18 protein-coding genes are annotated in these 25,557 nt (G+C 68.1%); 1 reads left to right on the top strand and 17 read right to left on the bottom strand.

Translation table 11 applies throughout. The features are described from left to right. Window positions 1-45 precede the first annotated feature (45 nt). The 13 genes from bcsZ to AC5YGJ_RS15130 form a co-directional block, all read right to left on the bottom strand. Window positions 46-1,179, bottom strand: a complete 1,134-nt coding sequence (gene bcsZ, locus AC5YGJ_RS15070; RefSeq protein ID WP_496187010.1) for a cellulose synthase complex periplasmic endoglucanase BcsZ — start codon at window positions 1,177-1,179, stop codon at window positions 46-48. Continuing rightward, window positions 1,163-4,744: a cellulose synthase complex outer membrane protein BcsC gene (gene bcsC / locus AC5YGJ_RS15075; RefSeq protein WP_496187011.1), complete on the bottom strand. Its 3,582-nt coding sequence runs from the start codon at window positions 4,742-4,744 to the stop codon at window positions 1,163-1,165. The genes bcsZ and bcsC overlap by 17 nt, the downstream gene beginning before the upstream one ends. Then, window positions 4,744-7,122, bottom strand: a complete 2,379-nt coding sequence (bcsB, locus tag AC5YGJ_RS15080) for a cellulose biosynthesis cyclic di-GMP-binding regulatory protein BcsB (protein ID WP_496187012.1) — start codon at window positions 7,120-7,122, stop codon at window positions 4,744-4,746. The genes bcsC and bcsB overlap by 1 nt, the downstream gene beginning before the upstream one ends. Next, window positions 7,119-9,743, bottom strand: a complete 2,625-nt coding sequence (bcsA, locus tag AC5YGJ_RS15085; RefSeq protein WP_249841951.1) for a UDP-forming cellulose synthase catalytic subunit — start codon at window positions 9,741-9,743, stop codon at window positions 7,119-7,121. The genes bcsB and bcsA overlap by 4 nt, the downstream gene beginning before the upstream one ends. Beyond that, window positions 9,743-10,498 (bottom strand): cellulose biosynthesis protein BcsQ, encoded by a 756-nt coding sequence (gene bcsQ, locus AC5YGJ_RS15090; RefSeq protein WP_309336225.1) that lies wholly within the window; start codon window positions 10,496-10,498, stop codon window positions 9,743-9,745. The genes bcsA and bcsQ overlap by 1 nt, the downstream gene beginning before the upstream one ends. After that, window positions 10,495-10,689 (bottom strand): cellulose biosynthesis protein BcsR, encoded by a 195-nt coding sequence (gene bcsR / locus AC5YGJ_RS15095; RefSeq protein WP_496187013.1) that lies wholly within the window; start codon window positions 10,687-10,689, stop codon window positions 10,495-10,497. Before bcsR ends, bcsQ begins: the two co-directional genes overlap by 4 nt. Then, entirely contained in the window at window positions 10,689-12,320 is a 1,632-nt protein-coding gene (bcsG, locus tag AC5YGJ_RS15100; RefSeq protein ID WP_309336219.1) for a cellulose biosynthesis protein BcsG, read from the bottom strand. The genes bcsR and bcsG overlap by 1 nt, the downstream gene beginning before the upstream one ends. Continuing rightward, on the bottom strand, window positions 12,317-12,496 hold the full coding sequence (bcsF, locus tag AC5YGJ_RS15105) for a cellulose biosynthesis protein BcsF (protein ID WP_249841955.1): 180 nt from the start codon (window positions 12,494-12,496) through the stop codon (window positions 12,317-12,319). The genes bcsG and bcsF overlap by 4 nt, the downstream gene beginning before the upstream one ends. Then, the gene (gene bcsE / locus AC5YGJ_RS15110; protein ID WP_496187014.1) at window positions 12,493-14,031 is read right to left on the bottom strand and encodes a cellulose biosynthesis protein BcsE; all 1,539 of its coding nucleotides are present in this window, start codon (window positions 14,029-14,031) and stop codon (window positions 12,493-12,495) included. The genes bcsF and bcsE overlap by 4 nt, the downstream gene beginning before the upstream one ends. A gap of 220 nt (window positions 14,032-14,251) precedes the next feature. Continuing rightward, a complete protein-coding gene (locus AC5YGJ_RS15115) occupies window positions 14,252-15,286 on the bottom strand; it encodes a fimbrial protein (RefSeq protein ID WP_249841957.1) in 1,035 nt (344 codons plus the stop codon). After that, window positions 15,277-17,841, bottom strand: a complete 2,565-nt coding sequence (locus AC5YGJ_RS15120; RefSeq protein ID WP_306803896.1) for a fimbria/pilus outer membrane usher protein — start codon at window positions 17,839-17,841, stop codon at window positions 15,277-15,279. The genes AC5YGJ_RS15115 and AC5YGJ_RS15120 overlap by 10 nt, the downstream gene beginning before the upstream one ends. Window positions 17,842-17,933: 92 nt before the next feature. Next, window positions 17,934-18,662: a fimbrial biogenesis chaperone gene (locus tag AC5YGJ_RS15125; RefSeq protein ID WP_309336213.1), complete on the bottom strand. Its 729-nt coding sequence runs from the start codon at window positions 18,660-18,662 to the stop codon at window positions 17,934-17,936. Between the two features lie 85 nt (window positions 18,663-18,747). Beyond that, entirely contained in the window at window positions 18,748-19,287 is a 540-nt protein-coding gene (locus AC5YGJ_RS15130; RefSeq protein ID WP_496187015.1) for a fimbrial protein, read from the bottom strand. 457 nt (window positions 19,288-19,744) lie between these two features. Between AC5YGJ_RS15130 and AC5YGJ_RS15135 the strand changes: the two genes are divergently transcribed. Beyond that, on the top strand, window positions 19,745-20,110 hold the full coding sequence (locus tag AC5YGJ_RS15135) for a hypothetical protein (protein ID WP_496187016.1): 366 nt from the start codon (window positions 19,745-19,747) through the stop codon (window positions 20,108-20,110). Between the two features lie 18 nt (window positions 20,111-20,128). Here the strand turns inward: AC5YGJ_RS15135 and pncB are convergent, their stop codons facing one another. The 4 genes from pncB to gspD all read right to left on the bottom strand — a co-directional run bounded on the left by pncB (window position 20,129) and on the right by gspD (window position 25,548). Next, window positions 20,129-21,310: a nicotinate phosphoribosyltransferase gene (gene pncB, locus AC5YGJ_RS15140; protein WP_249841960.1), complete on the bottom strand. Its 1,182-nt coding sequence runs from the start codon at window positions 21,308-21,310 to the stop codon at window positions 20,129-20,131. A 79-nt stretch (window positions 21,311-21,389) separates the two neighbouring features. Continuing rightward, a complete protein-coding gene (locus AC5YGJ_RS15145) occupies window positions 21,390-22,229 on the bottom strand; it encodes a glycosyltransferase family 2 protein (protein WP_249841961.1) in 840 nt (279 codons plus the stop codon). Then, window positions 22,226-23,077, bottom strand: coding sequence for a glycosyltransferase family 2 protein (locus tag AC5YGJ_RS15150; RefSeq protein ID WP_249841962.1), 852 nt, complete (start codon window positions 23,075-23,077; stop codon window positions 22,226-22,228). The genes AC5YGJ_RS15145 and AC5YGJ_RS15150 overlap by 4 nt, the downstream gene beginning before the upstream one ends. A gap of 272 nt (window positions 23,078-23,349) precedes the next feature. After that, window positions 23,350-25,548 (bottom strand): type II secretion system secretin GspD, encoded by a 2,199-nt coding sequence (gene gspD / locus AC5YGJ_RS15155; protein ID WP_496187017.1) that lies wholly within the window; start codon window positions 25,546-25,548, stop codon window positions 23,350-23,352. Between the last annotated feature and the right edge of the window lie 9 nt (window positions 25,549-25,557).

Below are 25,557 nucleotides of genomic sequence, written 5' to 3' on the forward strand. Positions count from 1 at the left end.
AGAGCCCATTGCTGCGCAATGGGATCCGACCCTGCCGCACTGCAATTACCTGCGCAGCTGCAGGCGGCCGTCAGCAGCGAAGCGCCAGCGCCCTTCGGCCCAGCCACGACCGAACAGCGCCAGCATCTGCGAGTAGTAGGCCGGCGCGTCAGCACGCTGCTGCTCGGCGCTGGGCAGGCTGGCCAGCACGGCATCGGCACGCTCGGTTTCGCCCTGGGCGATCAGGTACGGCAGCAGCGCTGCACGGAAACCGTAATTGCCTTCGCCCTGCCCTTGTCCGCTGCGGGTATCGATCTTTTCCCACATCGGCGCACCGCTGCGCAGGCGCTGCAGCGGCCCGGACAGTGCGGCCAACTGCGCGCGGAACAACGGATCGCGCGATGCGGTCATGCCGGCCCAGGTGTAGCAGCGGATGGCATCGTAGCTGCCGACCGCGCCGCGCACCGGGTCGACCACGAAGCGATCGCCTTTCCACGCTGCCCAGTCCGGTGCGAAGCCGTGCGGGCTGCTCTGCTGCAACAGCTGCACACTGTTGCGCGCCAGCGCCTGCCACGGCCCGCTGCGATCCTCCGCCGCAAAGCGGCGCAGCAGCGGCAGGGGCAGATAGCTGGGGTTGACCCGCGTGGCGTCCCCTTCGATGAACCCCTGTGGACCGGGCAGCAGCATCGGGCCGAGCCCGGGCAGGTCCACGATCTCACGTGCCCGCACCTGCGCCAGCATGCCCTCGGCGATGGCCTTCAGGGCGGGACGGCGCCACAGGCGCGCGCCTTCCAGCAGCGCGTAGGCCAGCCACAGATCGGAGTCCGAAGCCGGGTTGTCGTCCAGTACCCGCCACGCTCCGGCGTCATCGCGTCCCCACAGCCAGGCCGGCAGGCGCTTGCCCATGTCGCCAGCGGCGAGATTGTCCTGGGTCCAGCCGAGGATGCGGTCGAACACCGCCTGATCGTTGTCCACCAGCGCGAAGAACAGGGCGTACGACTGCCCTTCCGAGGTGCTGCGCTGGTCCTGCTGGCTGCGGTCGATCATGCGCCCGTCGCGGCTCAGGCTGCTGTCCACCAGCACCTTCCAGGCCGGCCAACGCGGCACCGGCTGCGCCTGCACGCACGACCAGCCCAGCACCGGCAGCACAGCGGCCGCCTGCAACAGGCGACGGCGGCGCAGATCAGCGGAATTCGCCATAGGGCACCAGCGGAGACACGGGCAACGGCAGGTTGCCCTGCCAGGGCTTGAAGGTATAGCGCAGGTAGAGCTGGAACGAATTCGGCGAGAAATCGCGGCTGCGCTGCAGGGTGCCGGCCGCGCCCAGCACGAAGTGATCGCCGAGGCGGCGTTCCACCGCGCCGTACAGGCGATAGCCGGTGCCGGTGCTGCTGCTGTTGCCGGTGTACAGGCCGGCCTCGTCCAGCCGCAGCGGGCCGTACTGCGGCTCGAGCTGTGCAATCACGCGCTCGATCACTGCCTGATCGGGGAAACGGCTGATCGACGCGGTGCGCGCACTGGACACACTGACCGAGCCATCCAGGCGCACCGACCACACATCATTACGCCAGGCAAAGCTGACCGGCAGGCTCAGCGAGGCGTAGCGCTGCGGGCTGTAGTAACCGCCCTGGCCCAGCGAGTAGCCGCCCAGATCCTTCTGGTAGCGCCAGTACATGGCGGTGGTGCCCACGTCCAGGCGCAGGTCGGTGCGCTGGATCAGCTTGTGGTACCAGCCCACCATCGCGCGTGCACGGGTGTTGTCGACCACGTTGCGGCCAGTCAGCCGGTGCCAGCTCCAGTTCGACCACACGCCGTTGCGGCCGCCCTGGTCGTAGCCGAGGCTGAAGGTGGCGCCGCTGGCGGTGACCCCGCCCCAGGCGATGCCACTGCGCGGGTCGATGGCACCGGCCTGGGAGAGCAGCGAATTGGTCATCGGCCGCCGCGACACGGTGGCGCCCCAGCCGAACCGGCCGAGATCGCCGTTGAGGGTGACGCCACCCAGCCAGTTGCCTACCACGTAGTTGGACGGGGTGTGGCCGATGTCGAGGTTCCAGCGGTCGTCCAGCGTGCGCCAGCCGACGGCGAAACCGGCACCAGAGCTGCGCCGCTGGTGCACGAAGCGGGTGCAGCCCGGTGCGCGCAGGTTACTGCCGTCGGCCTGCAGCAGATCGAGGTCGCAGCTGCCGAAATCCTCGTCGTAGGCCCCATCCGCGTCGGTCTGGAAACGGCCGGCATCGAAGTTCACCTGCTCGATGCGCGCCCAGCCCAGGCCACCGGCGAACGGGGCATCGAGATGAGCGATGCGGGTATCGCGCGACAGCCGCGAAATGCCCGGGGTTCCATCGCTACGGCGGCCGGTGTCCTGCATCACCGTCAGGGTGGGATTCTCCTGCTGGTACAGGGTCTCCACGTCGCTGCGCAGGCTGCGCCGCAACCAGTCATCGCCGGCGGTCTCGCGGCTGGCCAGGGTCAGCGCACGATTGTCGCGCGGCTCGGCCTGGGCGGGGGCCAGCAGGCCATTGTCGGCCATCGCCTGCGCGTACATGTCCAGCGCCTGCTGCGGATCATCGCGGCGCACCAGCCGTGCCGCGTCGCGCCAGGACTGTGCATCGGGTCCGGTCCTGCGCGCCAGCAGTGCGCGCAGGATCGCCAGCGCCTTGGTGTCTTCGCGCAGGTCGGTCCAGATCGTGGCGAGCTGACGCTGCTGGCCGATCTCGGCATCGTCCACTGCCGGCGGTGCGTCGTGCATCTGGCGGCGTGCGCTGGCCAGGTCGCCGCTGCCGATCCAGGCCTGTACCTGGCCCAGCTGCGCGTCCACATTGTCCGGCTGCGCGGCGAGCACGCGCTGGTAGTAGTGCAATGCCTGTGCGTGGTCACCGCGCAGGCGCGCCCATTCGGCCATCAGCAGATCGTTGTCGGTGCTGGGTGGTTGCTGCTGCAGCAGCGCGATGGCCTCGGCCTCACGTCCCTGCGCACGCAGCTCCCACAGATGGTCGACCAGCTGCTGGCGTTTCAGGCGGGTGGACAGCGCGCGGATGTCATCGTCCCACTGCGCCTGCGGCAGCGCGTCGAGCACCGCCAGCGCCTGCGGCAGGCGATCGGAGCCGGACAGGTACAACGCCTGTGCGTAGCGTGCCTCGGCACTGTCGTTGCGGGCCGCCATGTCGGCCACCACGGCATCGGCCTCGTCCTGCCGGCCCGCGCTGCGCAGCTCGTTGCCCAGCGCGTAGGCCAGCCAGGCATCGCCCGGCAGTTCGCTGCGCAGCTGCTGTCCCAGCGTGATGGCGGTGGTGGCATCACCGCTGGCCAGCGCCTGTTCGCGGCGCTCGCGCAGACGACTGATCTGCAGCTGGCGCAGGTCTTCGGCATACAACCTGCGCTGGGCAGCGGGCAATGCGTTGATGAAGGTTTCCAACCGCTGCGGATCGGTGCGGCCATACAGCTGCACCAGCTTGCGGATCACGTTGGCATCGTTGGGCGCCATCCGCCGTGCCAGCTGCAGCTGCCGTTCGGCCGCGTCGTCATCGCTGCGGGCCACGGCCACGTCAACCAGGCCCAGCGCCGCATTGACGTCGCGCGGTTGCTGGCGGCGTGCCTGCGCGTACAGACGCTCGGCCTCATCCAGCCGGCCTGCGGCCAGCGCAGCATCGGCCTGGTCCAGCTGCAGCCAGTAACGCGTGCTGGCAATCAGATCACGCCACTTGTCGCTGCTGTCACCGGCCGGTGTGGCCTGCACCGCACGCTGGAAGTAGCCGATGGCCTGCTCACGCCGTCCCTGCCGCATCAGCGCCATGCCCAAACCGCCCAGCAGATCAGCCTCACGCGGATACCCCCGCAGGGCCTGCAGGAAGGCGCGCTCGGCTTCGGCGTTGCGGTCGGCATCCAGCAGCTGCTGGCCACGCAGGCCCGCACGCCAGGCCGGGTCGCTCACCCGCTTGTGCTGGTCGGCATAGCGTTCGCGCACCAAGGCCAGGTCGTTGAACGTGGGGTTGCGGGTGATGAAATCCTGCAGGCGGCGCACGCTGCGTTCGTCGGCCGGCTGCTCCTTCAGGTATGCCCACTCGGCATCGGCGGCCATGCCACGCGCCTCCGGGTTGCGTCCCATCCGTTGCAGCGCGGCCAGCGCTTCGTTGTCGCGGCCGGCGGCGAACAGCAGCTGCGACAGCGTCTGCAGCAGCGTCACATTGCCCGGGTAGCTGCGATCGAGCTCGCTCAGCGCACGGATCGCCAAGGCGCGTCCATCGGCCTGGCTGCCACGCAGGCGCCAGTACTCCAGACCCAGCTGCAGGCCGGGCGGATCGTCATTGAACAGGCGACGGTAGATCGTCAGCGCTTCGGCACTGCGGCCGCCGGCGGCAAACAGGCGGGCCTGCTGCAACTCCTGCTGAAGATCGCCACGGTAGGCGCGCCAGAGGCGTTCACCGGCCGCCAGTTCGCGGCTGCCGGCACCGAGCTGGCGCAGCCGCTTCAACGTGGCCTCGGCATCGTCCAGCTTCTGCTGCGACAGCTGCACCTCCAGGATCGCCACCAACGTAGCGCGATCATCCGGGGCCAGCATCCGCAGCCGCGCCAGTGCGTCCTCGATCAGGCTCTGGCGGCCGGTGGCCTCACCGATGCGCACCTGCTGCAGCAGCCATTGCCGCTGCTCGGCCACGGTGCCGCCGGGGGTCTCCGGCAGCGCCTGCGCCGCACACGGGGCGGCCCCGGCCAGCCCAAGCAGGACCAGGCCGGATGCGGTGACCAGCGGGTGCCGCCTGCGTGCCATCAGTGGCCCGGGTCCAGGCGCTTGGCTGCCACCCAGCGCAGCGTGCGCCACAGCAGGAAGGCCACCATCAGCACCACCACCGTGGCCAGCACGGCCAGCAGCGCGGGGTGGTCGGCCAGGTGGTACCACAGCAGCAGCCACCACGGCAGTGCGCCCACGTAGTAGTGCTCGCCGACGAACTGGCTGTGGATACCCGAACTGCGCAGGATCGCCACCGATCCGGCGATCGCCTCACGCTTGCCGGTATCACTGAGCGCGTCGTCGAGCAGGCCATAGTCGGCGGCATTGCTGGCCGCCAGCGAAACGATGCTGCGCTGCGCGTGGTGCGGCGATTGCATGCCGATGATCGCGGCGAACGGGGCCTGCGCGGTCACGGCCACTTCAGTCACCGCCGGGTCGCCGGCACGGCTGCCGCGCCGCGCCTGTTCCATCGCCGCCTGCGGCGAAGGCGATTGGCCATTGAGCAGGCGCGTGCGCTGGTCGTCGATCAGCAGCGACAGCTGCTGGCTGCCGCGCAGCTCGGCCGGCAGCGCGCCCAGCATCAGCAGGTCCGCATCCAGCGCACTGGCCTGCTTCCAGTCATCGGACAGGCGCAGGCCGTAGGCCGGGTAGCCACTCTGCACGCCCAGGCCGCCGACCAGGTTCAACAGCAGGCCCACCTGCGCTTCGCTGGAAACCGACGGCACCAGCACCACGGTCTCGGACAGGTCGGCCATGCGGGTGAAGGGGAAGCCGCTGAGCGCGAACGCCGACAGGTCCGGCAGCCCCATGTAGTGATGGAAGCCGGAGAAGTCGATGGTCGAGTCTTCCTCGATGGCCGCCTGCAGGTTCGGCGGCAGCACCGTCTGGCAATGGTCGCGCTGGGCGCTGCCCATCACGCTGGCGAAGTTGAAGTCGAAGCGCAGCTGGTTGCGGTCGCCCAGCTTCAATGCGGGGATCAGCAGGCGCCCGTCATCGGCACCGGCATCGCCGGCCAGCACCGGCAGGCGGATTTCCTCCAGTCCCTGCTTGCCGTTGCGCCGCACCAGCGGGAAGCTGGAGATGAACTGGTCGTTGATCGCCACGCCCAACCGCGATTCATCGCTGCCGAACGGCGGCGTGTAGCGGTAGCGCAGGTTCAGCGGAATGCCCTGGTTGCGCCAGATGAACAGATCCGGCGGCAGGTTGAGGTTGACCGTGATCGGCTGCGGCGACACGCCGTTGGCATGCAACTGCTGCGGGTAGTCCAGCAGCTCGGCCAGGCGCACGGCACGGTCGGTGCGCACCCAGTTCGGCGCATCGTACGGCTTGCGCGGGGCCAGCGGCTTGATCTCGTCGATGCTGACCTGGCGGCCGCGGAACAGCACGTTGCCGGCGGCCATCGCGGCCACCGCCTTCTGCAGGTCCTCATCGTTGCGGCCGAGCACCAGCAGCAGCTTGCGCTGCGGGTCTTCCGGCAGCGCCATCAGTTCGATCACCGGCCCCTTCACCGGTGCGTGGTTGGCGATCACCGGCGGGAACCTGCCGTTGACCGCCAGCACCACCGCATGGCCGCTGTCGGGCAGCGCACCGAAGCTGACCGGGAAGCGCGCCTGCCGCCACCAGCCGGACAGGCTGCCGAAATAGGAGGCCATCACCGCCGCGGCACGCTGCTGGCCCAGGCTGGGTGCGGCAGCGAACACCACCGGCAGATCCAGACGCGCGGTATCGCGCGGGTCGAAGAAGGGCAGCGGGAAATTGGCCAGATCGTCCTGCATCGCCAGCGGCTGGCCGCCCAGGCGCAAGGTACTGTTGCTGGACAGGTTGACCCACAGCGAGCTGTGGGTTGGCTCTTCGCAGATATCGGTGTAGTGGCCGACAAACTCCAGCCGCACCTGGTTGAAATCGGCGATCAGGCGCGCATCCAGCGGCAGCTTGGCCTGCACCGGGCGCCCCAGCTGATCGTTGCTGATCGGCACCACGCCCATCATCGCGTCGTTGAGATAGACCCGAAGATGCGACAGGGTCGGCAGCAGCGACGGTGAGGGCGTGAAGCTCAGGTCCAGTTCGGCATCGCGTACCAGGCGGTCACGGCGCACCTGGAACTCGAACGTGGTGGCATTGCGCACGCCGGACAGCAGTGTGTCCTGGCGCCGCCCGAGCTGGGCAAAGGTGTTCTGCCGCTGCCACGGCCAGGCACTACCGGCCCAGGTCTGCGCCAGCGCCGGTTCGCTGCCTGCGGCAGGTGCGGCAGGCACGGCCGCCGTCCCGGTCGGCGTCGACGACGGCAGTGTGGCCGCCGCAGCGCGCGCGGCAGGCAGGGTGGCGGGGAGGGCCGGCGCCGGTGCGCTGTTGCCCGAAGCCACGGGCAGGGCCAGCAAGGGCAGCAGCAGCCAGCGCAGAGAAAGAGGAGTGCTCATGGACGAAGCCCTGGATCAGCGGCTGGGTCAGCCGGGTGGGAAGGAAGCGGACGTTGCGGGGCAAAGCTGGCCATCCATCGCAGCAGGCGACGGCTCCAATGCATCGGACGGTCGAGGTCGAACGGCGTGAAGTCGCCCATCCGCCGGTAACCACGCCAGCCCAGCACCAGCACGCTCCACAGGCTGCGCGGCAGGCTCTTGGGCTGGTAGCCGGCATGCCAGTCCAGCCAGGCATCGGCGCGGGCGAACGTGCACTGGGCGAACTCCACGCGCTGGCGCTCGCTCTCGAACAGCAGCAACAGGCCCAGGCGATGGCCGACGGTGCGCTGCACGCGGGCCGGGAACGCGAACTCGCGGCGTCCACGCCCCAGCAGCACCTGCACGCGCTCGCCTTCGGCCAGCAGCGCATCCTCGCCCAGCTCGATGCCGACGCCATCATTGGAGTAATCCTGCAGCACGCCGCGCAGACGACGGCCATCGGGAATCTGCAGCGCCATCGGCAGGCGCGTGGTGACCCGGTGCGTGCGCCGCACCTGCTGCACTTCGGCGGCCACGGCCAGCGCGCCACCAATGATGAGCAGGTTGTACAGCACCCACAGCGAGCTGACCACGACCGTGCCACGCTCATCGGCCGGCCCGTGCATGAAGCGCCACACAGCGAAGCACAGGCCCAGCACGTTGAGCAGCGCCAGCACCAGGTACGGCCGCGCCACGCGCCAGTCGAAGCGATCTCCGGCCTGCGTACCGCCCTTGTCGGTCACGTTGAACTTGCCTCGCCCCGGGCTGAACAGTGCCACCGTGGTCGGCCGCGCGATGTACCAGGCCAGCACCGTTTCATACACTTCGCCCCAGAACGGGCGCCGGTACTTGCCCTGGATGCGCGCATTGGTGAGGCTGGCGTGCGCCATGTGCGGCACCACGAACAACAGGATGGCCAGCGCCGGCGCGTAGATGATGTAGACGTGCAGCAGCAGGAACGCCAGTGGCGCGGTCAGGAACACCAGGCGTGGAATGCCGGCCAGGAAGTGCAGCATGGCATTGGCGTAGCAGAAGCGCTGGAACAGGCTCAGGCCTTTGCCCAGCAATGGGTTGTCGATGCGGAATATCTGCACCATGCCACGCGCCCAGCGGATGCGCTGGTTGACGTGCGCGCCCAGGCTGTCGGTCGCCAGGCCCGCCGCCTGCGGAATGCGCAGGTAGGCCGAGTTCCAGCCACCGCGATGCAGGCGCAGCGCAGTGTGCGCATCCTCGGTGACGGTTTCGGTGGCAAAGCCGCCGATCGCATCGATGGCCTCGCGCCGCAGCACCGCGCACGAGCCGCAGAAGAAGGCCGCATTCCACAGGTCGTTGCCGTCCTGCACCAGCCCATAGAACAGCTCGCCTTCGTTGGGGTCGCTGCGGAACACCTGCAGGTTGCGTTCGAACGGGTCGGCCGAGAAGAAATGATGCGGGGTCTGTACCAGCGCCAGTTTTGGATCACGCAGGAACCAGCCGCAGGTGATCTGCAGGAAAGAGCGCACCGGCAGGTGGTCGCTGTCGAAGATCGCCACCAGCTCGCCGTCGATCAGCGTCAGCGCGTGGTTCAGATTGCCGGCCTTGGCGTGGCGGTTGTCGCTGCGGGTAATGTAGTTGACCCCGGTCTGCACGGCGAATGCGCGGAATTCCTCGCGCTTGCCGTCGTCCAGGATATGGATGCGCAGCTTGTCGGCCGGCCAGTCCAGGCCCATCGCCGCGTACACGGTGTGCCGCACCAGCGCGAGGTCTTCGTTGTAGGTGGGGATCAGCACATCCACCGTCGGCCACTGCCGGATGTCCTGCGGCAGTGCTGCCGGGCGCCGCCGCAGCGGCCAGGCCACCTGCACGTAGCCCAGCATCAGCACCAGCCAGGAATAGGTCTCGGCCGCCAGCAGCACCACGCCGCAGACCAGGTCGAAGGTGCTGTTCCAGTTCAGCGTGGCGGTATAGCGCCACCACAGGTAGCGGCAGGACACGGTGATCGACAGCACCACCAGCACCAGCGTGGCGTAGCGGCCCTGCATGCGCCGCACCAGCAGCGCGATGGCCCACAGCAGCAGCACGAATACGAACTGTGCGACATAGGTGAACGGCTGGGTGATGCACAGCACGGCCAATCCCAGCGTGGCCAGCCCGATCAGCAGCGTCAGCAGCTGCCGCGACCGTGGCGACAGCGCGCGCGCCCGTTGCCCGAACCAATGGGCCAGGCGGCTGTTCCAGAATTCGCTGGGCGCATCGCGCATCGCGCGCAGATAGCGCAGGCGGCCGCGCCCGGCCGCACCGCGCAGCTCGGCAATGCGCTGGCGGCGGGCTTCGGCCAGGCGCAGCCGTCGCCTGGAAGCCTTCGGTACCAGCCGCACCACCGACAGCCAGATGGCCTGGATCAGCAGGCGCAGCGGGTCACCCAGCCGCCAGCGCCGGTCACCCTGCACCTGCGGAAACGCCGTGCGCAGGCGCGGCGCCAGTGCCTGCCAGGCCGGTCCCTCCAGCCGCAGCAACGCCCAGCCCATCAGCTGCAACAGCCACAGCACGGCACGCGTCGGCCACGCGGCATGGACGCGCTCGCGCATTCGGCTCCAGCCCAGGTAGTAGACGCGGCTGCTCATCAGCGCTCCCCTGCCCTGCCCTGCCGGCGCGCGGCTTCGGCCAGGCACCACAACACCAGCCCATCGACATCGGCGGCGGCCAACGAGTTGGCGGCATGCCGCCCCAGCGGCTGCTTGCTGGCCAGCGCCGCCGGCACCTGGGCATCTTCATGCAGCGGCTGCGGCACCAACCGACGCGCGTGCGCATGCAGCCACAGCTGCATGAGATCGCGCTGCACGGTGATCGCCGGGTCGTAGCGGTTGGCCAGCAACAGGCGATCGTCGTCGCGCTGGCGCTGCAGGAACACATGGCTGACCGGGTCGACGCAGGCCAGCCGCAGCGGCAAGGTGCAGCGTGCGTGCTGGTTGATCGCAGCCGCATGGGCCGGCAGCCGCTGCGGCAGATCGAACAACAGCCAGTCGAACTGGCTGGCCAGTTGTGGCAGCCGGTCAGCCCACAGGGTGGGCGTGTCGTGCAGGTGGCGTTCCACCTGCATCGCGCCCTCGGCATCGACCCGCCCATACGGCAGCACGGCCAGGCCCGGCGCGCAGGCGAAGGCGGCATCGCGCCAGTCGCTGCCCTCCAGCAGCGCGCGCGCCCAGCCCCCCTCCACATCGGCCGCCAGGCCCAGATGCAGGCCGAGCATCTGATCGGGACTGCACTCGACCAGCAGCACGCGCACGCCCTGGGCATGCAGGCCCTGTCCCAGTGCCGCCAGCACCGTGGTCACCCCGGTTCCACCGTGGATACCCTGCAGCGACAGCACGGTGCTCATCGGCGCTGCTCCAGTTCGGCCCGCTCCAGTTCGGCCAGCAACGGCCAGCGTGCCAGTGCCTGCGCACGCTCGTGCTGGGCCGAGAAATCCACGTACGGCAGGCCGGGCATGTCCAGGCTGCGGCGCAGCAGGTCGATGTCATCCTCTTCCACCGACAGCGTGGTGGGCACGGCAAGAATGTTGGCGGCCATCAGCGCGCGTCCTCCGGATAAGGGCTCCAGGTCTGGCTGCCCTGCAACTGCAGCCACGGCTTGCCGTCGTAGTCGATGACCTTGGCGCCTTCGTTCTCGGAAACCGAAGGGGTCTGCGGCAGGCCCTTCAGCAGGGTGTCCCAGTTGCGTTCGCTCGGCGGCGACTGCGCATTGAGCGCATACACGCGCGATACCAGTTCGGACAGGGCCAGATAGCTGCTCGGCTCGGGCACGTGGCGCGGCCCGCCGGCGGCCGGCGCGCCCATGCCCACCAGCTTGACGCCCACCGGCACGTGGGTGATCGACGGGCTGGGAATCTCACGCATGCCCGGAATCTGCATGCGGTCGCCATGCAGGGCCGCGCCGTGTTCGGGCACCACCACGATCATCGCGCGGCGCCCGCTCTTTTCCACCGCATCGACGAAACCGGCCATGTCACCGAGCACCATTTCCGCGCGCGCCTTGTAGTCGGCGGCGTTGGAGCGACCGTCGGCACCGACGATGCGGTTGCCGTCGTGCAGCGAGATCGTGTTGTAGAACAGCGCCACCTGCTGCGACGCCTCGGCCTGGCGCTGCTTCCACCAGGCCATCAGCACGTCGCCATCGCGCCGCAGCGGCGACTTGTCGAAGGCCACCAGCGCCTTGGGGAACGCGTTGATGTCCATCGGTTGCGCCTGCAGGCCGCCGTACTGGTGCAGTTCACCGATGAAGTCGTCGAAGTGGCCGTCGTGGTTCATCGCCAGCTCGCTCTGGAAGCCCAGACGCTGCAGGTTGGAGAACAGCTGGCACTCGGCCGGCACCGGATCGAACAGCGCGGTATGCGAGGTCTGGCCACAACTGGCGCGCAGCAGGCGGATCGCCGCCGGGCCGCTGTAGGCGGTGGCCGAGTTGAAATCGTCGAACACCACGTCCATGTGGTCGAGCAGGTTGTTCTGTCGCAGCCCCACCTCATCCAGGTCGCTCCAGGCCAGCGAACAGATGTTGAGGATGATGACGTCGAACGGCGCGCCGCTGGACGGCGCCGGGAAGTTGGTCTTCAACCCGGCCTGCTGCTGGTAGAAGCTGGCCAGCCAAGCGTTCAGGTTTTCATTGTTGGCCGGTGGCAGGCTGCCACCACCACCGCCGCCATCGCTACGCGCCGACGCCGTGGCGGCACCCTGCACCCAGCCCAGTCCGGCCGGCATCGGTATCGCCAGCACCGCCATGCCGAGCATGCCGAGCACGCTCAGGGTGGTGATGCGCAGCCAGGGCTTGAGCAGGAAGTACGCCACCAGCAGTACCGCCAGTACCGCCACCATCTGCCAGTTGATGAAGCGCTGCGCCAGTTCGAGCCAGTAGTCGGCCGAAAAATCCAGCACACCCGGTTGCACCAGCAGCCGCTTGAACGGTGGCCACCAGGTGTCCTGGTAATACAGCGCTACGCCCACCGGTACCGCCACCACGGTGCGCACGATGCGCGCCCAGCGCCAGCGCAGCGGCACCAGCAACGCACCGAGGAACAGCAGGTTGGGCAGGATCTTCAGGTCGAGCGCGCCCATCCAGGCCAGCACCACCTTGGACAGGAAATACAGATTCCAGCCGCGCAGGTCGGCCCACGCGAACGGCGATGCGGGAACGGTCTGCGGACTCATGCAGCGCCCCGAGGTGCACGCCGGCGCACGCCAACCCGGCGCAGGTGGCGCGGTGGCAGCGCACGCGCAACGCTGCGGCGCAGGGCACGCCACAGGCTGCCCAGCATCACGCCAAATGGAATCATCACCAGTGCACAGGCGACGATCAGGGTCCACAGCTGCTGGTCGGTGGTCATGCGGAATCTCCCAGCCGCAGCGGCGTTGGAGCGGTGAAGGACGGCCCTTCCACGGCCGCGGCCACCACCGGCAGTGCCGCCGGAGGGGGCGGCAGCACATCGGCGTCGGGATCGCTGCCACTGGCATTCATGGCTGCGATGTCATATTCGGCCAGGCGCTGGTAGCCATCGAACAGCTCACGCCACGGCAGGCGGAACAGGTTGCCCAGCGCCTGCTCGACGGCATCGCGACGGCAACCGAACAGGAACAGGCGTACCTGGCCGCGATAGATGCAGGCCAGATCGCCCTGGCGGCGGATGCGCAGCTGCTGCAGCGTCTGCTCGGCGCGCAGCCCGGCAACCGGTTGCAGCGCCAGCACGGCGCTCTCCACCGCACTGCCATCCTGGTCGATGCGCTCGCTGGCAATCTGGCGGAAGCGCGCCACGTTGACCAGGCCCCTGAGCGCGGGAGGACGGTGGGCACGGATCAGCGGTTCCGGATCGTCGGCAAGCTGGCCCTGCCAGCGCTGCCGCTGCACGGTCTCAAGCAGGGTCAACAGGCGCGGCAACGGCGTATCGGCCGGCACCACCAGGCTGCCACCGCACTGCATCAGCAGGCGCTCATCGGCATAACGAAGGCAGGGTTGCAGCTCACGCACGACCAGCTTCAACGCGTTGCCACGCTCGCGGCGCAGGCGATGCAGCAGCCGCGCCAGCGCATCGACCTGGGCGTTTTCGGTGATGGCCAGCACCACGGTCGCCTCGCGCGCCTGCAGTGCCGCCGGCAGCAGACCGCCCCAGCCATCGAACAGGCGCCATGCGGCCGACAGCGGTGGCGCACCCTCCAGCACCTCGGCCTGGGCCAGGAACACATCGCGGTCGCTGCCGCTGACATCGTGGGCGGGGGCGAGGACGGCATCGTCACTGCGCCGATGGTGCAGCGCGTTGCCCTCCTGCACCACGCCAAAGGACTGCTGGGCGACCACGCCGTGGCTGTTGGACCAGTAGTGCAGCAGCAGCTGCAGCGCGCCCCGGTGCGGATGCAGCTGGGCCACGCCCGCGCAGGTGCGGTTCAATGCCAGCAGGCGCGGGGCCAGGGTGGCCACTTCGCCGTGGCACAACAACAGCAGCACCTGGCGCGCCTGCTCGGCCCACGCCTGCAGTTGCGCGCACCAGCGTGCCAGGCGCGCGTCATCCCATCCATCCAGCGCTGCAACCGGAAACTGCACCAGGCTCAGTCGTGTCTGTGCGGACGCGGTGCGCGGCAGATCGCCGACCAGACCGCGCAGTGCCTGCTGCATGCCACGGTGCGAACGCTGGAACAGGCGCAGCTGCGCCGGCCCCTGTGCGGCCGGCAACAGCGACAGCATCGGTTCGGCACCACGCCCCAGGGTGATCAGCACGGCGTCGTGCAGTGCATCGGCAGCGGCCAGCACGCCGGCACCGAGCAGATCGGTCGGCGCGCTGCCGGCGGCAACCACCCAGTACAGGCCGCCGCTGCGCATCTCAACGTATTCCGCGGGGAGTCCGGCAATGGCAAGGTGGGTCGCTGTCACGCCGGGTCCTTTCAGCGGCGCTCAGCCGGGCGAAGTACCCGGTGGCGACGCTGTGGTGTAGGGAAGCTCGATTTCATGACATACATCACATTCATGTTGCTGTACGGTCATGATAGCTCCGATCTTCACGCTTGCGGGATCAAGACGCGGTCAACGCCGCCTGCAGGCAGGCGACGTTGGGGTGCGGCGCAGCGGTGGTGGAAGGTGGCCGTTGGCCGCGTTATTCGTACTGGATGGTGAACGTTGCCTGGCCGTTTGCGACACCGGCACCGACGGTACCGGCCTGTGTCTGGATGTAACGGGCGCGCAGCGGCAGCGCCATGACGCTGGTACCCGGCGCGGTGGTGCCGACGTTGATGGTCTGGCCGAAGCGCACTTCGCGTTCGGTGGTGCCGTCGCGCTGGACCATCTGGATGCCGATGCGCGTGGCGCTGTTGCTGGCCGCGCTGAGCTTCAGCACGCCCGCCATGTTGGAGCTGTCCTGGTCGGCATCCAGGCGGATGCCGATCTTGCTCTGGTAGGCCGCTACATTGCTGCCCTGGCAGTTCAGGCGGATCTCGAAGTCGCGGTTGACGGCCTTGGAACCGACGCCGGTGAAGGTGGTGTTGGGCACGCTGCCGAAATCCACGGCGATGTTGCGGCTGCCGGCCTGCACTTCGCAGGTGGGGCTGACCACGGTGGTGCCCGAGCCCTTGAAGGTGGAGGTCAGCACCGGCCGGCTCGCACCGTCGCCATCGAAGTAGTAGGTGGTGAAACGGCCGTTCGGTGCGATCACGCCCGAGCCGGTCTGCGCGGCGGTCTTGATCAGCTGGATGCGGAAGGTACCCCCCACCAGCGAGATGGTGTTGTTGCTGCCGAAATTGATGGTGTGCGGGTAATAGGTCTGGATCGCGCCGGAGTCGCGGTACAGCCGGATGCCCACGCCCGCCACGTCGGTTTCATAGACGTTGGAGAATCCGGCCACCGGGCGCTTCTGTGCGGCATTGACGTACTCGCCGATCGAGCGCCCCCCGGACCAGTCGCAGCGCGCCACGCTGTTCTGCTGGTTGATCGGCTCGCTGATCTCCTTGATCACGCCACCGACCGGGGTGCTGGGCAGGATCACGATCTGGCCCATGTCCATGGTCACGTCCTGGGCCACGAACCAGCTGCTCTGGATGCGGCAGGCGGCACTGGCCTGCTGCGCCAGCAGCACGCCGCCAAGCATCGCCAGCGCGGCCAGCGCCTTGCGGCCTCGGAAAGAAATCAACGGCATGCTGCCTCCAGCGGAATGAAACCGGTCTTGGACGCGTCGGCGCCCGCCGGAACCTGGTAGTCGATGGTGCAACGCTGTTCGGCACCGGCACCCCACTCCACCTGCAGGCGGCCCTGGTTGTGCTCGCTGCGCACGTACAGGCGCCCGCCCTGGCTGACCATGCCCACCGGCTGGCCCTGCTCGTCCTTGACCTGCGCACCGAAGGGCATCGTGCGGCCATCGGTGTTGCGCACCTGGATCAGCAGTGCGTTGCCCTTGCGGGTATCGAAGCGCAGGTAGCTGATGGCACCGGCAAACGGCGCCACCGACTGGCTGGTGCTTTCCAGCTCGACGTCGTGGGCCATGCCCTGCGGGTCGAGGGTGACGGTGTTGAGGCGGTACGGCGACACGTACGGCACCACCGCGTAGCCACGGCCATCCACGCGCAGGCCCGGCGCATTGCTGACCATGGCATCACGTGCGCCCGGCGCCTCGACCAGCACCATGGTGTCGCCACGCTGCGGGGTGAAGGTGAAGCCGCCCGGGTGCACCACCACGCTGCCGTTGGCGCCGACCGAGGCCTGGCGGAAGTCGCGCGAGTGGCTGTAGGTGGCGTTCAACGCGGAGTAACGGCTGCGGTATTCGACGTTGCCGACGGCGGTGGTGCCGCCCTCGCGCGAATCCGACAGCGCCGCGCCGTAGCTGAAGTTGTTGTCCACGCCGGCCGAACCGGTGATGCCGACGCGGCTGTTGTCATAGCCACCACGGTCGCGCGCGCCGAGGTCGGCGCTGAACGACACCGGGTGGGTGCCGCGACCCAGCGGCACGCTCATCGAGAACAGGTACTGGGTATCGGAGCGGCCCAGCACGCCTTCTTCGGTGCGCAGCGCCGAGAAACCGTAATTCACCGAACGCCAGGCATTGTTGTAGCCCACCTGGTACTGCTTGGAGGTACCGCTGCGGTCGTAGAAGTCGCGCACCGAGCCGGTCACATACAGGGCACCGCCACGGCGGCCCAGCGGCTGGTTCAGGGTCAGCTGGAACTGGCTGCGCTGGCGGCCACGTGTGGTCGGATCGATGCCGCGGGTGTCCGCGTCGCGACCATACAGGGCGTCCTGCAGGCTGTAGAAGCCTTCGGTGGAGTAGCGGTAGGCGGCCAGGGTCAGGTTGGTCCCGGTCTCGCCGATCATGTTGCTGTAGCTCAAGCGCACGCTGGCACCGGTGTGGTCACCGTAGTGGTCGAACGAGGTGCGCGCGTGGGTGACATCGGCGGCGAACGCGCCGATGCGCGTGGACAGGCCGACGCCGTACAGCAGCGACAGGTAGCCTTCGCTCAGTGCGCTGCCGCCGTACACGGTCAGCTGGTTGCCGATGCCGCGCTGGTAGGTGCCCTGCACCAGCCAGGGTTCGTCGGCCAGCAGCTTGTTGCGCACCTGGCCGGCGGTCAGCGCGTAGCGCGACACGCCCTCGCGCAGCATCTGCGGCACCGAACCGAACGGCACCTTGAACTCGCGGCGGCGGCCGTCGGCCTCGATCACGCTCACTTCCAGATCGCCGCCGTAGCCGGTCGGGTACAGATCGTCGATGACGAAGCTGCCCGGCGAGACAGTGGAGGAATAGATCAGCTGCTGGTTCTGCCGCACTTCCACGCGTGCGTTGGTCTCGGCGATGCCACGCACGACCGGCGCGTAACCGCGCAGCGAATCGGGCAGCATGCGATCGTCGCTGGCCAGGCTGGCACCGCGATAGCCGATCGAATCGAACAGTTCGCCGGTGGTGTACGCCTCACCGACGGTGAGCATGCCGCGCACCTGAGGAATGCCACGCTGGGCGTAGGTGGCGATGCTCTGCCAATGGCGGCCGTCGCCATCGCTCCAGGTCAGGTTGGAATCATGGCGGAACTGCCAGCCGCCCAGGTTCAGGCCGGCGTTGAGACCCAGGTAGGCACTGCGGTTGCGCTGGCCACCTTCAACGCGGCTGTCGCTGTCGATGGCGTTGAAGCTGTAGCCGACGAAACCGGCATTGATGCCACGGTCCCACAGCGCCGGATTGACGTAGCCGCGCGCCTCGCGGCGCAGGAACACCTGCGGGATGCTGAGGTCGTAGCGCAGGTTGCCGCTGTCGTAGACACCGTAGGCGTTGGCCATGCGCTGCTGCACCGGCACGCAGCTGCTGGTGTCGGTGGGCACGGACGGGTCCTGCTGCAGCAGCACGGCCTCGCTGTCCACGCCCATTTCCTCCAGCATCGGCAGCGGCAGGCAGGCGTCGACACGGCCCTGCGCATCGGCCTTGAACTGCAGGTCACGACGGCCCTGCCAGGCACCGTTGACGTAGACGTCGACACGGTAGCTGCCGGCCACCATCGGGTTGCCGTTGCTGAAAGCGGCCAGATCGACCTGCTTGGCCTGGCCGGACAGGAAGCTGGAATTGAACTGGGCCGACTCCGGCGCACGCGCGGTGGCCGCACCACTCTGGGCCATCAGCGCCTGTTCGCCGAGATTGGCCGGTGCGGCCAGCGCCCATCCTGGGCAGGCCACGCCAGCAGCCAACAGGCAGATCGCCTGATGGATCGACAATGTCAATCTGTTTCCGATCACACTGACATTCCTTCAATTCGCCGCACGGCGGCGGTGGCGGGATGCGCGGGCCGATGGCCGGCGCGGCGCGTTCAGCCCCCGGTGCTGCCGAGGCGGATCGTGTGTTCCACCCGGCCGCCGTAATCGTTGATGGTGATGAAGCGCACCTGGTCGGTGCCCGCCGGTGCGGCGAACTCCAGGCTCTGCTTCGGCGCGACCATTGCGCCCTTGTCCTCCACTGCCTTTTCACTGCTGCCGGTGAGCGCATGCACTTCGGCCAGCGTGACGTGGAAGGGGCTGGGGTTTTCCACCCGCAGGCGGTCGCCGGTGCGGGTCCAGCGCAACGCGGCCGGTGCGTCATTGGCGACGCCCTTCAGGCCCTGCGGCCGGTAGAACAGCTTCAGCCGCGAACGGAACGCGACCTGCAGATAATTCTGGTCGCCGCTGTCGGCGTTGTCCGGCGACGGCGGCACATCCAGCACGTTGAGCCAGAACACCGTCTCGCGGTCGGTCGGCAGCTGCGCGCCGGAGAAGATCACGCGCAGCGCCTGGCTGCGACCCGGTTCGACGCGCGCGATCGGCGGCGTCAGTACGAACGGGGCATCGCTGGTGTCGGCGGTCTGGTTGGCATCGCCGCTGTCGATCCAGGCCTGTACCAGCGCCGGCGAGTCGCCCACGTTGTCGACCTGCACGGTGACTTCGCGCGCCTGCGCGGGGTAGATCACGCGGGTGCCATTGACCACCACGCCGGCCAGAGCGTTCTGGCAGAAGGGCAGCGTGAACGCTGCCAGCAGCAGCGCCCGGGGAAAGAGTGCTTTCATCGGAAGGACTACGCTCGAGGGGTGTGGCCAGAGGCCGCGGAGCACTGGCCGGCGCATACGCCGGCCAGTGCGGGTACGGCGACGATCAGTTGTAGATGATCGTGTACTTGACGCTGCTGGTGACGTCGCCCGGGGTGGCGGCGGCAGTGGCGTAGTACTCGGCGTAGTAGTTCAGGTCAGCCGAACCATCGGTGCCGACGGTGACCCACTGCGAGTTGGTCTGGGCCAGGCCAGCGCCGGCAGCCTTGACCGGCAGGAACTGGTTGTTCGAACCCGGCAGCTGCAGCTGCACGTTGGTGGCAGCGTTGGCCGAGGCCTGGTTGACCAGGCGGCCGCTGTTGAAGTCAACGGTGGAACCCGGCTCGAAGTAGGTGGCGACGTTGCCGGCGCTGCACTTGGTCAGGTTGATGGCGAACGGGGTACGACCGGCCACGGCACCGGCGGTGGCCAGGGTGTTCTTGGACACGGTCGGCAGGGTCACGGCGAAATCCTTGCCGCCCGGGGTCGAGATGGTGCAGGTCTTGTCGGTCACCTTGCCATTGAAGGTGATGGTGCCGTCGGCGGCGTTGGCGGCCAGCGGAGCGGCGGCCAGCATCAGAGCGGCAATGAGGTTGATCTTGTGCATTCGCTTTTACCTAACCCTACTGAAGAGATGAGAAGTAGAGGAGGAAGCAAGGAGCACTGCCGGGCTAACAAGACCCATCCTTGCGTCTCACCTGTGGCCGGATCCGGATGTACCTCCCCTGGATCCGTGACGAAAGTATATGCACAAGTGTGATGAAAGTCTCATTATTTTTCTGAACGTCAATTCATTGACGCCCCATGTGTGACGTGTTACCCGGATTGAGACTGCGTCGGCGCGGGAACGTTGACGGTGCCGCCATCGAGTGAGAAGCGACGTCTTTTGACGCAACGAGTGACGCTACCGGCACGCGCGGAAACCGTACGTTTTCTAGGGAGAATCGGCTTATTTGATGCGCATCACTCTTTGTTGGTGATGGCCCTAGCAGATTCGGAATCGTCCTATTAAAGCTGGATCGAAGCTGTCGCTAACTAGGACACACCGAACCAGAGAACGTGTCATGAGGAACTCCCTTCTGCTGTGCGTGGCGCTGATGTCGCTCAGTGCCGTGGCCCAGGCCAGCAGCGGCAGCATCCGCTTCAGTGGCCGCATCGCCGAACCGGGCTGCACGACGAACCTGTCCCAGGGCGAGCTGAGCCTGGCGGCCTGCCCGCCGTCGGCCAAGGGTTCAACGGTGGCGGTGACGGCGCTGGCCGACGGCCAGGCCGCCACGCTGCGCGACGGCAAGCGCCAGGGCCATAAGCTGTCGGTGTCGGCCAGCGCATTGCGCGCCGGCGATATCGCCTTCTCCGAGCGCTACCGGGTGGAAGCGGCGCGGCAGCAGCCGCTGCAGGGCGCGTACCTGGTGGTGGTCGATTACCTGTAAGGCGCCGGGGCGACGCCCCTACTCGGGCTGAGGCAGCTCGAAGACCTGTCGCAGGTAGGCCAGGTAGCCAGGGTCGTCGCACATGCTCTTGCCCGGCGAATCGCTGAGCTTGGCCACCGGCTGGCCATTGCAGCGGACCATCTTGATGACGATGTTGAGCGGCGTCGGGCCCAGGTCATTGGTCAGGTGGGTACCGACCCCGAACGCGACCTGGCAACGGCCGCGGAAGTAGTCGTACAGCCGCATCACCTTGGCGATGTCGAGCCCATCGCTGAACACCAGCACCTTGCTGCGCGGATCGACCCGGCGCTGCTGGAAATGCGCGAGCATGCGGTCGCCCCAGTCGAACGGATCGCCCGAATCGTGGCGGACGCCGTCAAACAGCTTGCAGAAGTACATGTCGAAGTCGCGCAGGAACGCGTCCAGGCCCACCACGTCGGACAACGCGATGCCCAGGTCGCCGCGATACTCGCGCGCCCACGAATCCAGTGCGGCCACCTGCGAATCGCGCAGGCGCGGGCCCAGCGCCTGGAACGCCTGCAGGTACTCATGGGCCATCGTGCCGTGCGGCGTCATGCCGTACAGGCGTGCGAAGTGCACGTTGCTGGTGCCGACCAGTTGCGGCCCCAGTGCATCGCGCAGCAACGGCAGCAGGCGCGCGTGCCAGTCGCGGGAATAGCGCCGGCGGCTGCCGTAGTCGGCAATGCGGCACTGCTCGAAACCGGGCGTATCGCGCAGCAGCGCGGCCTTGGCCTGCAGCCGGCGCTCACCTTCGGCGAAGTCGGCGGTGGTGGTGTTGCGGAACCAGACCTCGTTGATGATCGCCAGCAGTGGCACCTCGAACAGGATGGTGTGCAGCCACGGCCCGGTGATGTCCAGCTCGATCTCGCCGGGCACGGTCTTCGACGCACGCAGCTGGATGTACTTGCGATCGAGATGGAACAGGCCGAGGAAGTCGGCGAAGTCCGGCTTCACGAAACGCAGGCCACGCATGTAATCCAGCTCGGCATCGCTGAAGCGCAGCGCACACAGATGGTCGACTTCTTCGTCGATCTGGTCGATGTAGCGCGCCAGGTCGATGCCGGGGGTACGGCACTTGAACCGGTACTGCACCTGGGCGCCGGGATGCTGGTGCAGCACCGCCTGCATCATGGTGAACTTGTACAGGTCGGTATCGAGCAGAGACTGGATGATAGGCATGGGGCGGATTATGCGCCCGGCCGGGTGAACCGGGGGCGCCGCCGGTAGATCCACGCCATGCGTGGATGCGCCTGCGGCGCTACAACGACCGGCGCAGCAACCTCGGCACCAGCATCAGCGCATGGGCCCAGATTGCCGCAAACACCGCCACACGCACCGGCAGCGAGCGTTGCCCGGCCTCGAACTTCTGGAAGTAGCGCCACAGGCCCTTGTGCTTGTGCCATTCAACGAAGAACGGACGCGAGCGGCTGGAGACACCACGCACGTGAGTGACCTGCAGGTCGTTGGCGATGGCCACCACCGCCCCGGCCGCACGCGCGCGCCGGCACAGGTCCAGGTCTTCGGCATGCAGGCGATAGCCCGCATCCCAGCCGCCGATGCGGTCGAACAGCGTGCGCGGCATCATCAGCAGTGCGCCGGACAGCGCCGGCACCCGTTGCAACGCCTGCGACGGGTCGCGCGGAACCGCCAGCTTCGAGCCCTTGCCCGGCGACCGCAGCATCATCAGGAAGTCCGGGTCGCGGCGCCGCACCGCTTCGTCGGCATGGCCCTGCTCATCCACCTGTTCCACGCCCAGCAGGCAGTCGCCCAGCGCATCGGCACGGGCGCGCAGCGCGGCCAGGGTATCGGCCTCGACCATCAGGTCCGGGTTGATGAAAGCCAGCCACGGGCTGCGCGAATCGGCCACGCCCTGGTTGTTGGCCGCAGCGAAGCCCGGGTTGTCCGGGTTGCCGACAAAGCGCACGCGCGGGTCATGGCTGGCATGGCGCTGCACGATCTCAAGCGTGCCATCCAGCGAACCGTTGTCGATCACCCGGATCTCGGCCACATCCTGCGCCTGGCGCAGGCGCGAGAGGCAGGCATCGATGGTGCTGCCGCTCTGGAAGGTGACGACAACGGCGGCAATGGCAGCATTCAAACGGGAGGCTCCGGCACGGACGGGACGAACAGGTCGCCCTGTTCCTGCGGCATTATCGCCTGCCGCATGCGCTGCTGCAGGTCGGCCCGCAGCCCGTGCAACGGGTCATGCATCAGGAAGTCCGCCAGGCGTGGCACCCAGCCCGGCCAGCGCGCGGCCAGCGCTTCCAGATCGCCGTCGCGGCTGATCGCCTCGCCTGCGCGGCTGACAAAGGCGGTCTCGCACAGCACGTTGCGCCAGCCCAGCCCGGCCATGCGCAGGCTCAGGTCGACCAGCGCCGCATTCCAGCCGATGTAACTGTCCACGTCCAGGCCACCGGCGCGACGGCGGGCGTTGCCGCGCACCAGCACCGCATGGGTGACGGCCGAGGGCAGTTCGGGGTGCAGCGTCGGCAGTGCGGCGCAGGTCTGCGCCAGCACTGCCGGGTCCTGCGGTTCTGGATTGATCTCGCCCAGCCGCGGCCACGCGGCGGTTTCGCCGGCATTGCACCAGGGCGTTGCCGTGGCGATGGCGGCGTCGCGGGCGAAGGCGTCCTGCAATTGCTGCAACCACCCCGGTGCCGGCACGCTGTCCGGCGCCAGCACGGCCACGTCCAGGCCATCGCACGCGCGCAGCATTTCATCCAGATGTGCCACCTCGCCCAATGGCCGCGCGCGGCGCGTGTATTCGGCCTGCAACGGCGTATGCGCCAACCAGTGTTCGACCACGCCCTGTGCACGTGGGCCGGTCTGCGCATCGTCGGCCAGCCAGACTGCGGTACCGGGTGCCGTGCCGGCATCCAGCGCCGCCAGGCAACGGTCAAGCGCGGCATCGTCCACGCACAGCGGCAACAACACGATCGCCCCCATCCCGCCTCCGTGGTTGTCGGTGGCCACAGCGTAGCACCGGGGGGTATCGGCCGGGTTGCACCCGGCACCCCCTTCAGGCCAGAGCCAGAGCCGAAGCCGAAGCAACAGCAGAAGCCCGCTATTCGTGGGATGGCGGGGGTGGGTCCGGTTGCGGGGGACGCCGCAAACCCACAGTGCCCCGCCATCCCCCAGAAAATCCGCTGTTGCAGTTGCAGTTGCCGGCCAGCGGCCGGCACTACCATGAGAGCCGGGCCTCGCCCGGCCGCGCCCCCTTACTTCTTCGCGCGCGGCTGGTTCAGCGGTTCCATCGCACGGAAACGCTTGCTGTACTCGTCAGTCAGATTGCGCGCTTCCTGGCCGTTGCGGACGATGCTCGGGGTCAGCAGCACGATCACCTCCGAACGACGGCTGGTACGGGTCTTCTGGCCGAACAGCGCACCGATCACCGGAATCTTGCTCAGGCCCGGAATGCCGCTGCTGCCATCGGTGGCCGAATCGGTGATCAGACCGGCCAGCATGATGGTGTCACCGCTCTGCACCGCCGCCTCGGTGGACAGCTTCTTGGTCGAGATGCGCGGGTTGCAGTTGCGCTCGTTGGGGTTGCAGGTCTCCGGAATCTCCGAGGCGCTGCTCACTTCCTGCACGATGTCCAGGAACACGGTGCCGTCGCGGGTCACCCGCGGGCGCACCTTGAGGATCACGCCGGTATCGATGTACTGCACCGAACTGTAGGTGCTGGTGCCCACACCGGTGTTCACCGTGGTGGTGTTGATCGGCACCTTGTCACCCACATTGAGCGTGGCTTCGGCGTTGTTGCGCACGAACACCGAAGGGGTCTGCAGCAGACGCAGGTCGGTGACCTTGTCCAGTGCGCTGACCACCGCCGCGGCATTGTGGCCGGTGAAGGCCCAGCCCACGCCATCGTTGCCGGTCACGCCACCGGCGAAGGTGTTCCAGGCGCCGGCGGCCGCAGGCGGCAGGGTCAGCCCGCTGAGCGCACCGGTCAGCGCGCGCCCGGCTACGGCGTTGTCGAAGAACCAGTTCACGCCATACTTCAGGTCGCCGGTCAGCGCGACTTCGGCCACCTGTGCTTCGATGTGCACCTGCAACGGCATCACGTCCAGCTTCTCGATCACTTCGCGGATCGAGCGCCATGCCTGCGGCGTCGAACGCACCAGCAGCGTGTTGGTTTCCTCCACCGCCGACACGCCGACACGGTCACCTTCCACCTCCAGGCTGACACTGACATTGCCGGACTGGCGCTGCGGCAGGTTCATGCTGCCGCCACTGCTGCCGCTGCCGGTTCCTCCCGTGGTGGAACCCAGGCTGCTGTTGCTGCTGTCCATGCCGCGGTCGCTCTCGCCGCCCAGCTGCGACGGAATCGCACCCGGTGCCAGCGACGCCGGGCTGGAGCCGCCCCGGTTGCCACTGCTGGCGAAGGCTTCGCTGAGGCGCTCGGCCAGATCGCGGGCCTTGATGTAGCGCAGTTCATAGGAGAACAGGCGCGCACTGCCACCTGCGGTATCGATCCGGTCCAGCCATTGCTGGATCTGGTCCAGGTACCGCACCTGCGGGGTGATCACCAGCACAGCATTGGCATTTTCCAGCGGCAGGAAACGGAACATGCCGGCGCTGGGCGTCTTGCTCTCCTCACCGAACACCTTCTCAAGGTCCGCGGCAACCTGCTCGGCCTTGCCCGACTGGATCGGGAACACCCCCACCGACATGCCCGACAGCCAATCGACGTCGAAGATCTCGACGGTGCGCATGTAGTTTTCCAGCTCGGCACGGGTGCCGCCCAGGGTGATCACGTTGCGGCCGCTGTCGACGTTGACGATGGCGTTGGGCCGCGCGTACGGCTCGAGCACCTTCTTCATTTCGGTGGCCGAGATGAACTGCAGCGGGATCACCCGCACCTCGAAGCCGCGTGCGCTGGCGGCGGGCGCCGTGCTGGGCGCCACCGTACCGGCCAATGCCTGGTCGGCGGCAACGATGTTGTAGCGACCGCCGCTGTAGACCATGCGCGCGTTGTTCCAGCCCAGCACCATCTCCAGCAGGTTCAGCGCCTGCGCCGGCGACACCGGCTTGGGCGTGGCCAGGGTGACCGTGCCCTGCACACCCGGGGCGATCACGTAGTTCTGGCCCAGCATGTCACCCAGGATCGCCTTGACCACCGCGTGCAGCGATTCGCCTTCGAAGTTGAACGTGGCCTCGCCGGTGCTGGCCCCGTGCAGCGCCGGCGCCGGTGCGCGCGCGGCTTCGCGGTTGATCATGGTGCCGGTGCCGCGGCGGATCACCGCCTGCGGCGCGCCCTGGTTCTCACGGGCGGCATCGGCGGCGACATCGGCCGCCTGCCCGGCAGCGGCGCTGGGCGACAGGTTGCCGTTGCGCTGCACGTGCGGCGCGGACACCGTACTGCAGCCGACCAGCAGCGCAAGGGCAAAGGACCAGGGAAGAAAACGCAGGTTCATGCATTCACT

It is taken from the genome of Stenotrophomonas sp. CS3K5 (assembly GCF_059515225.1).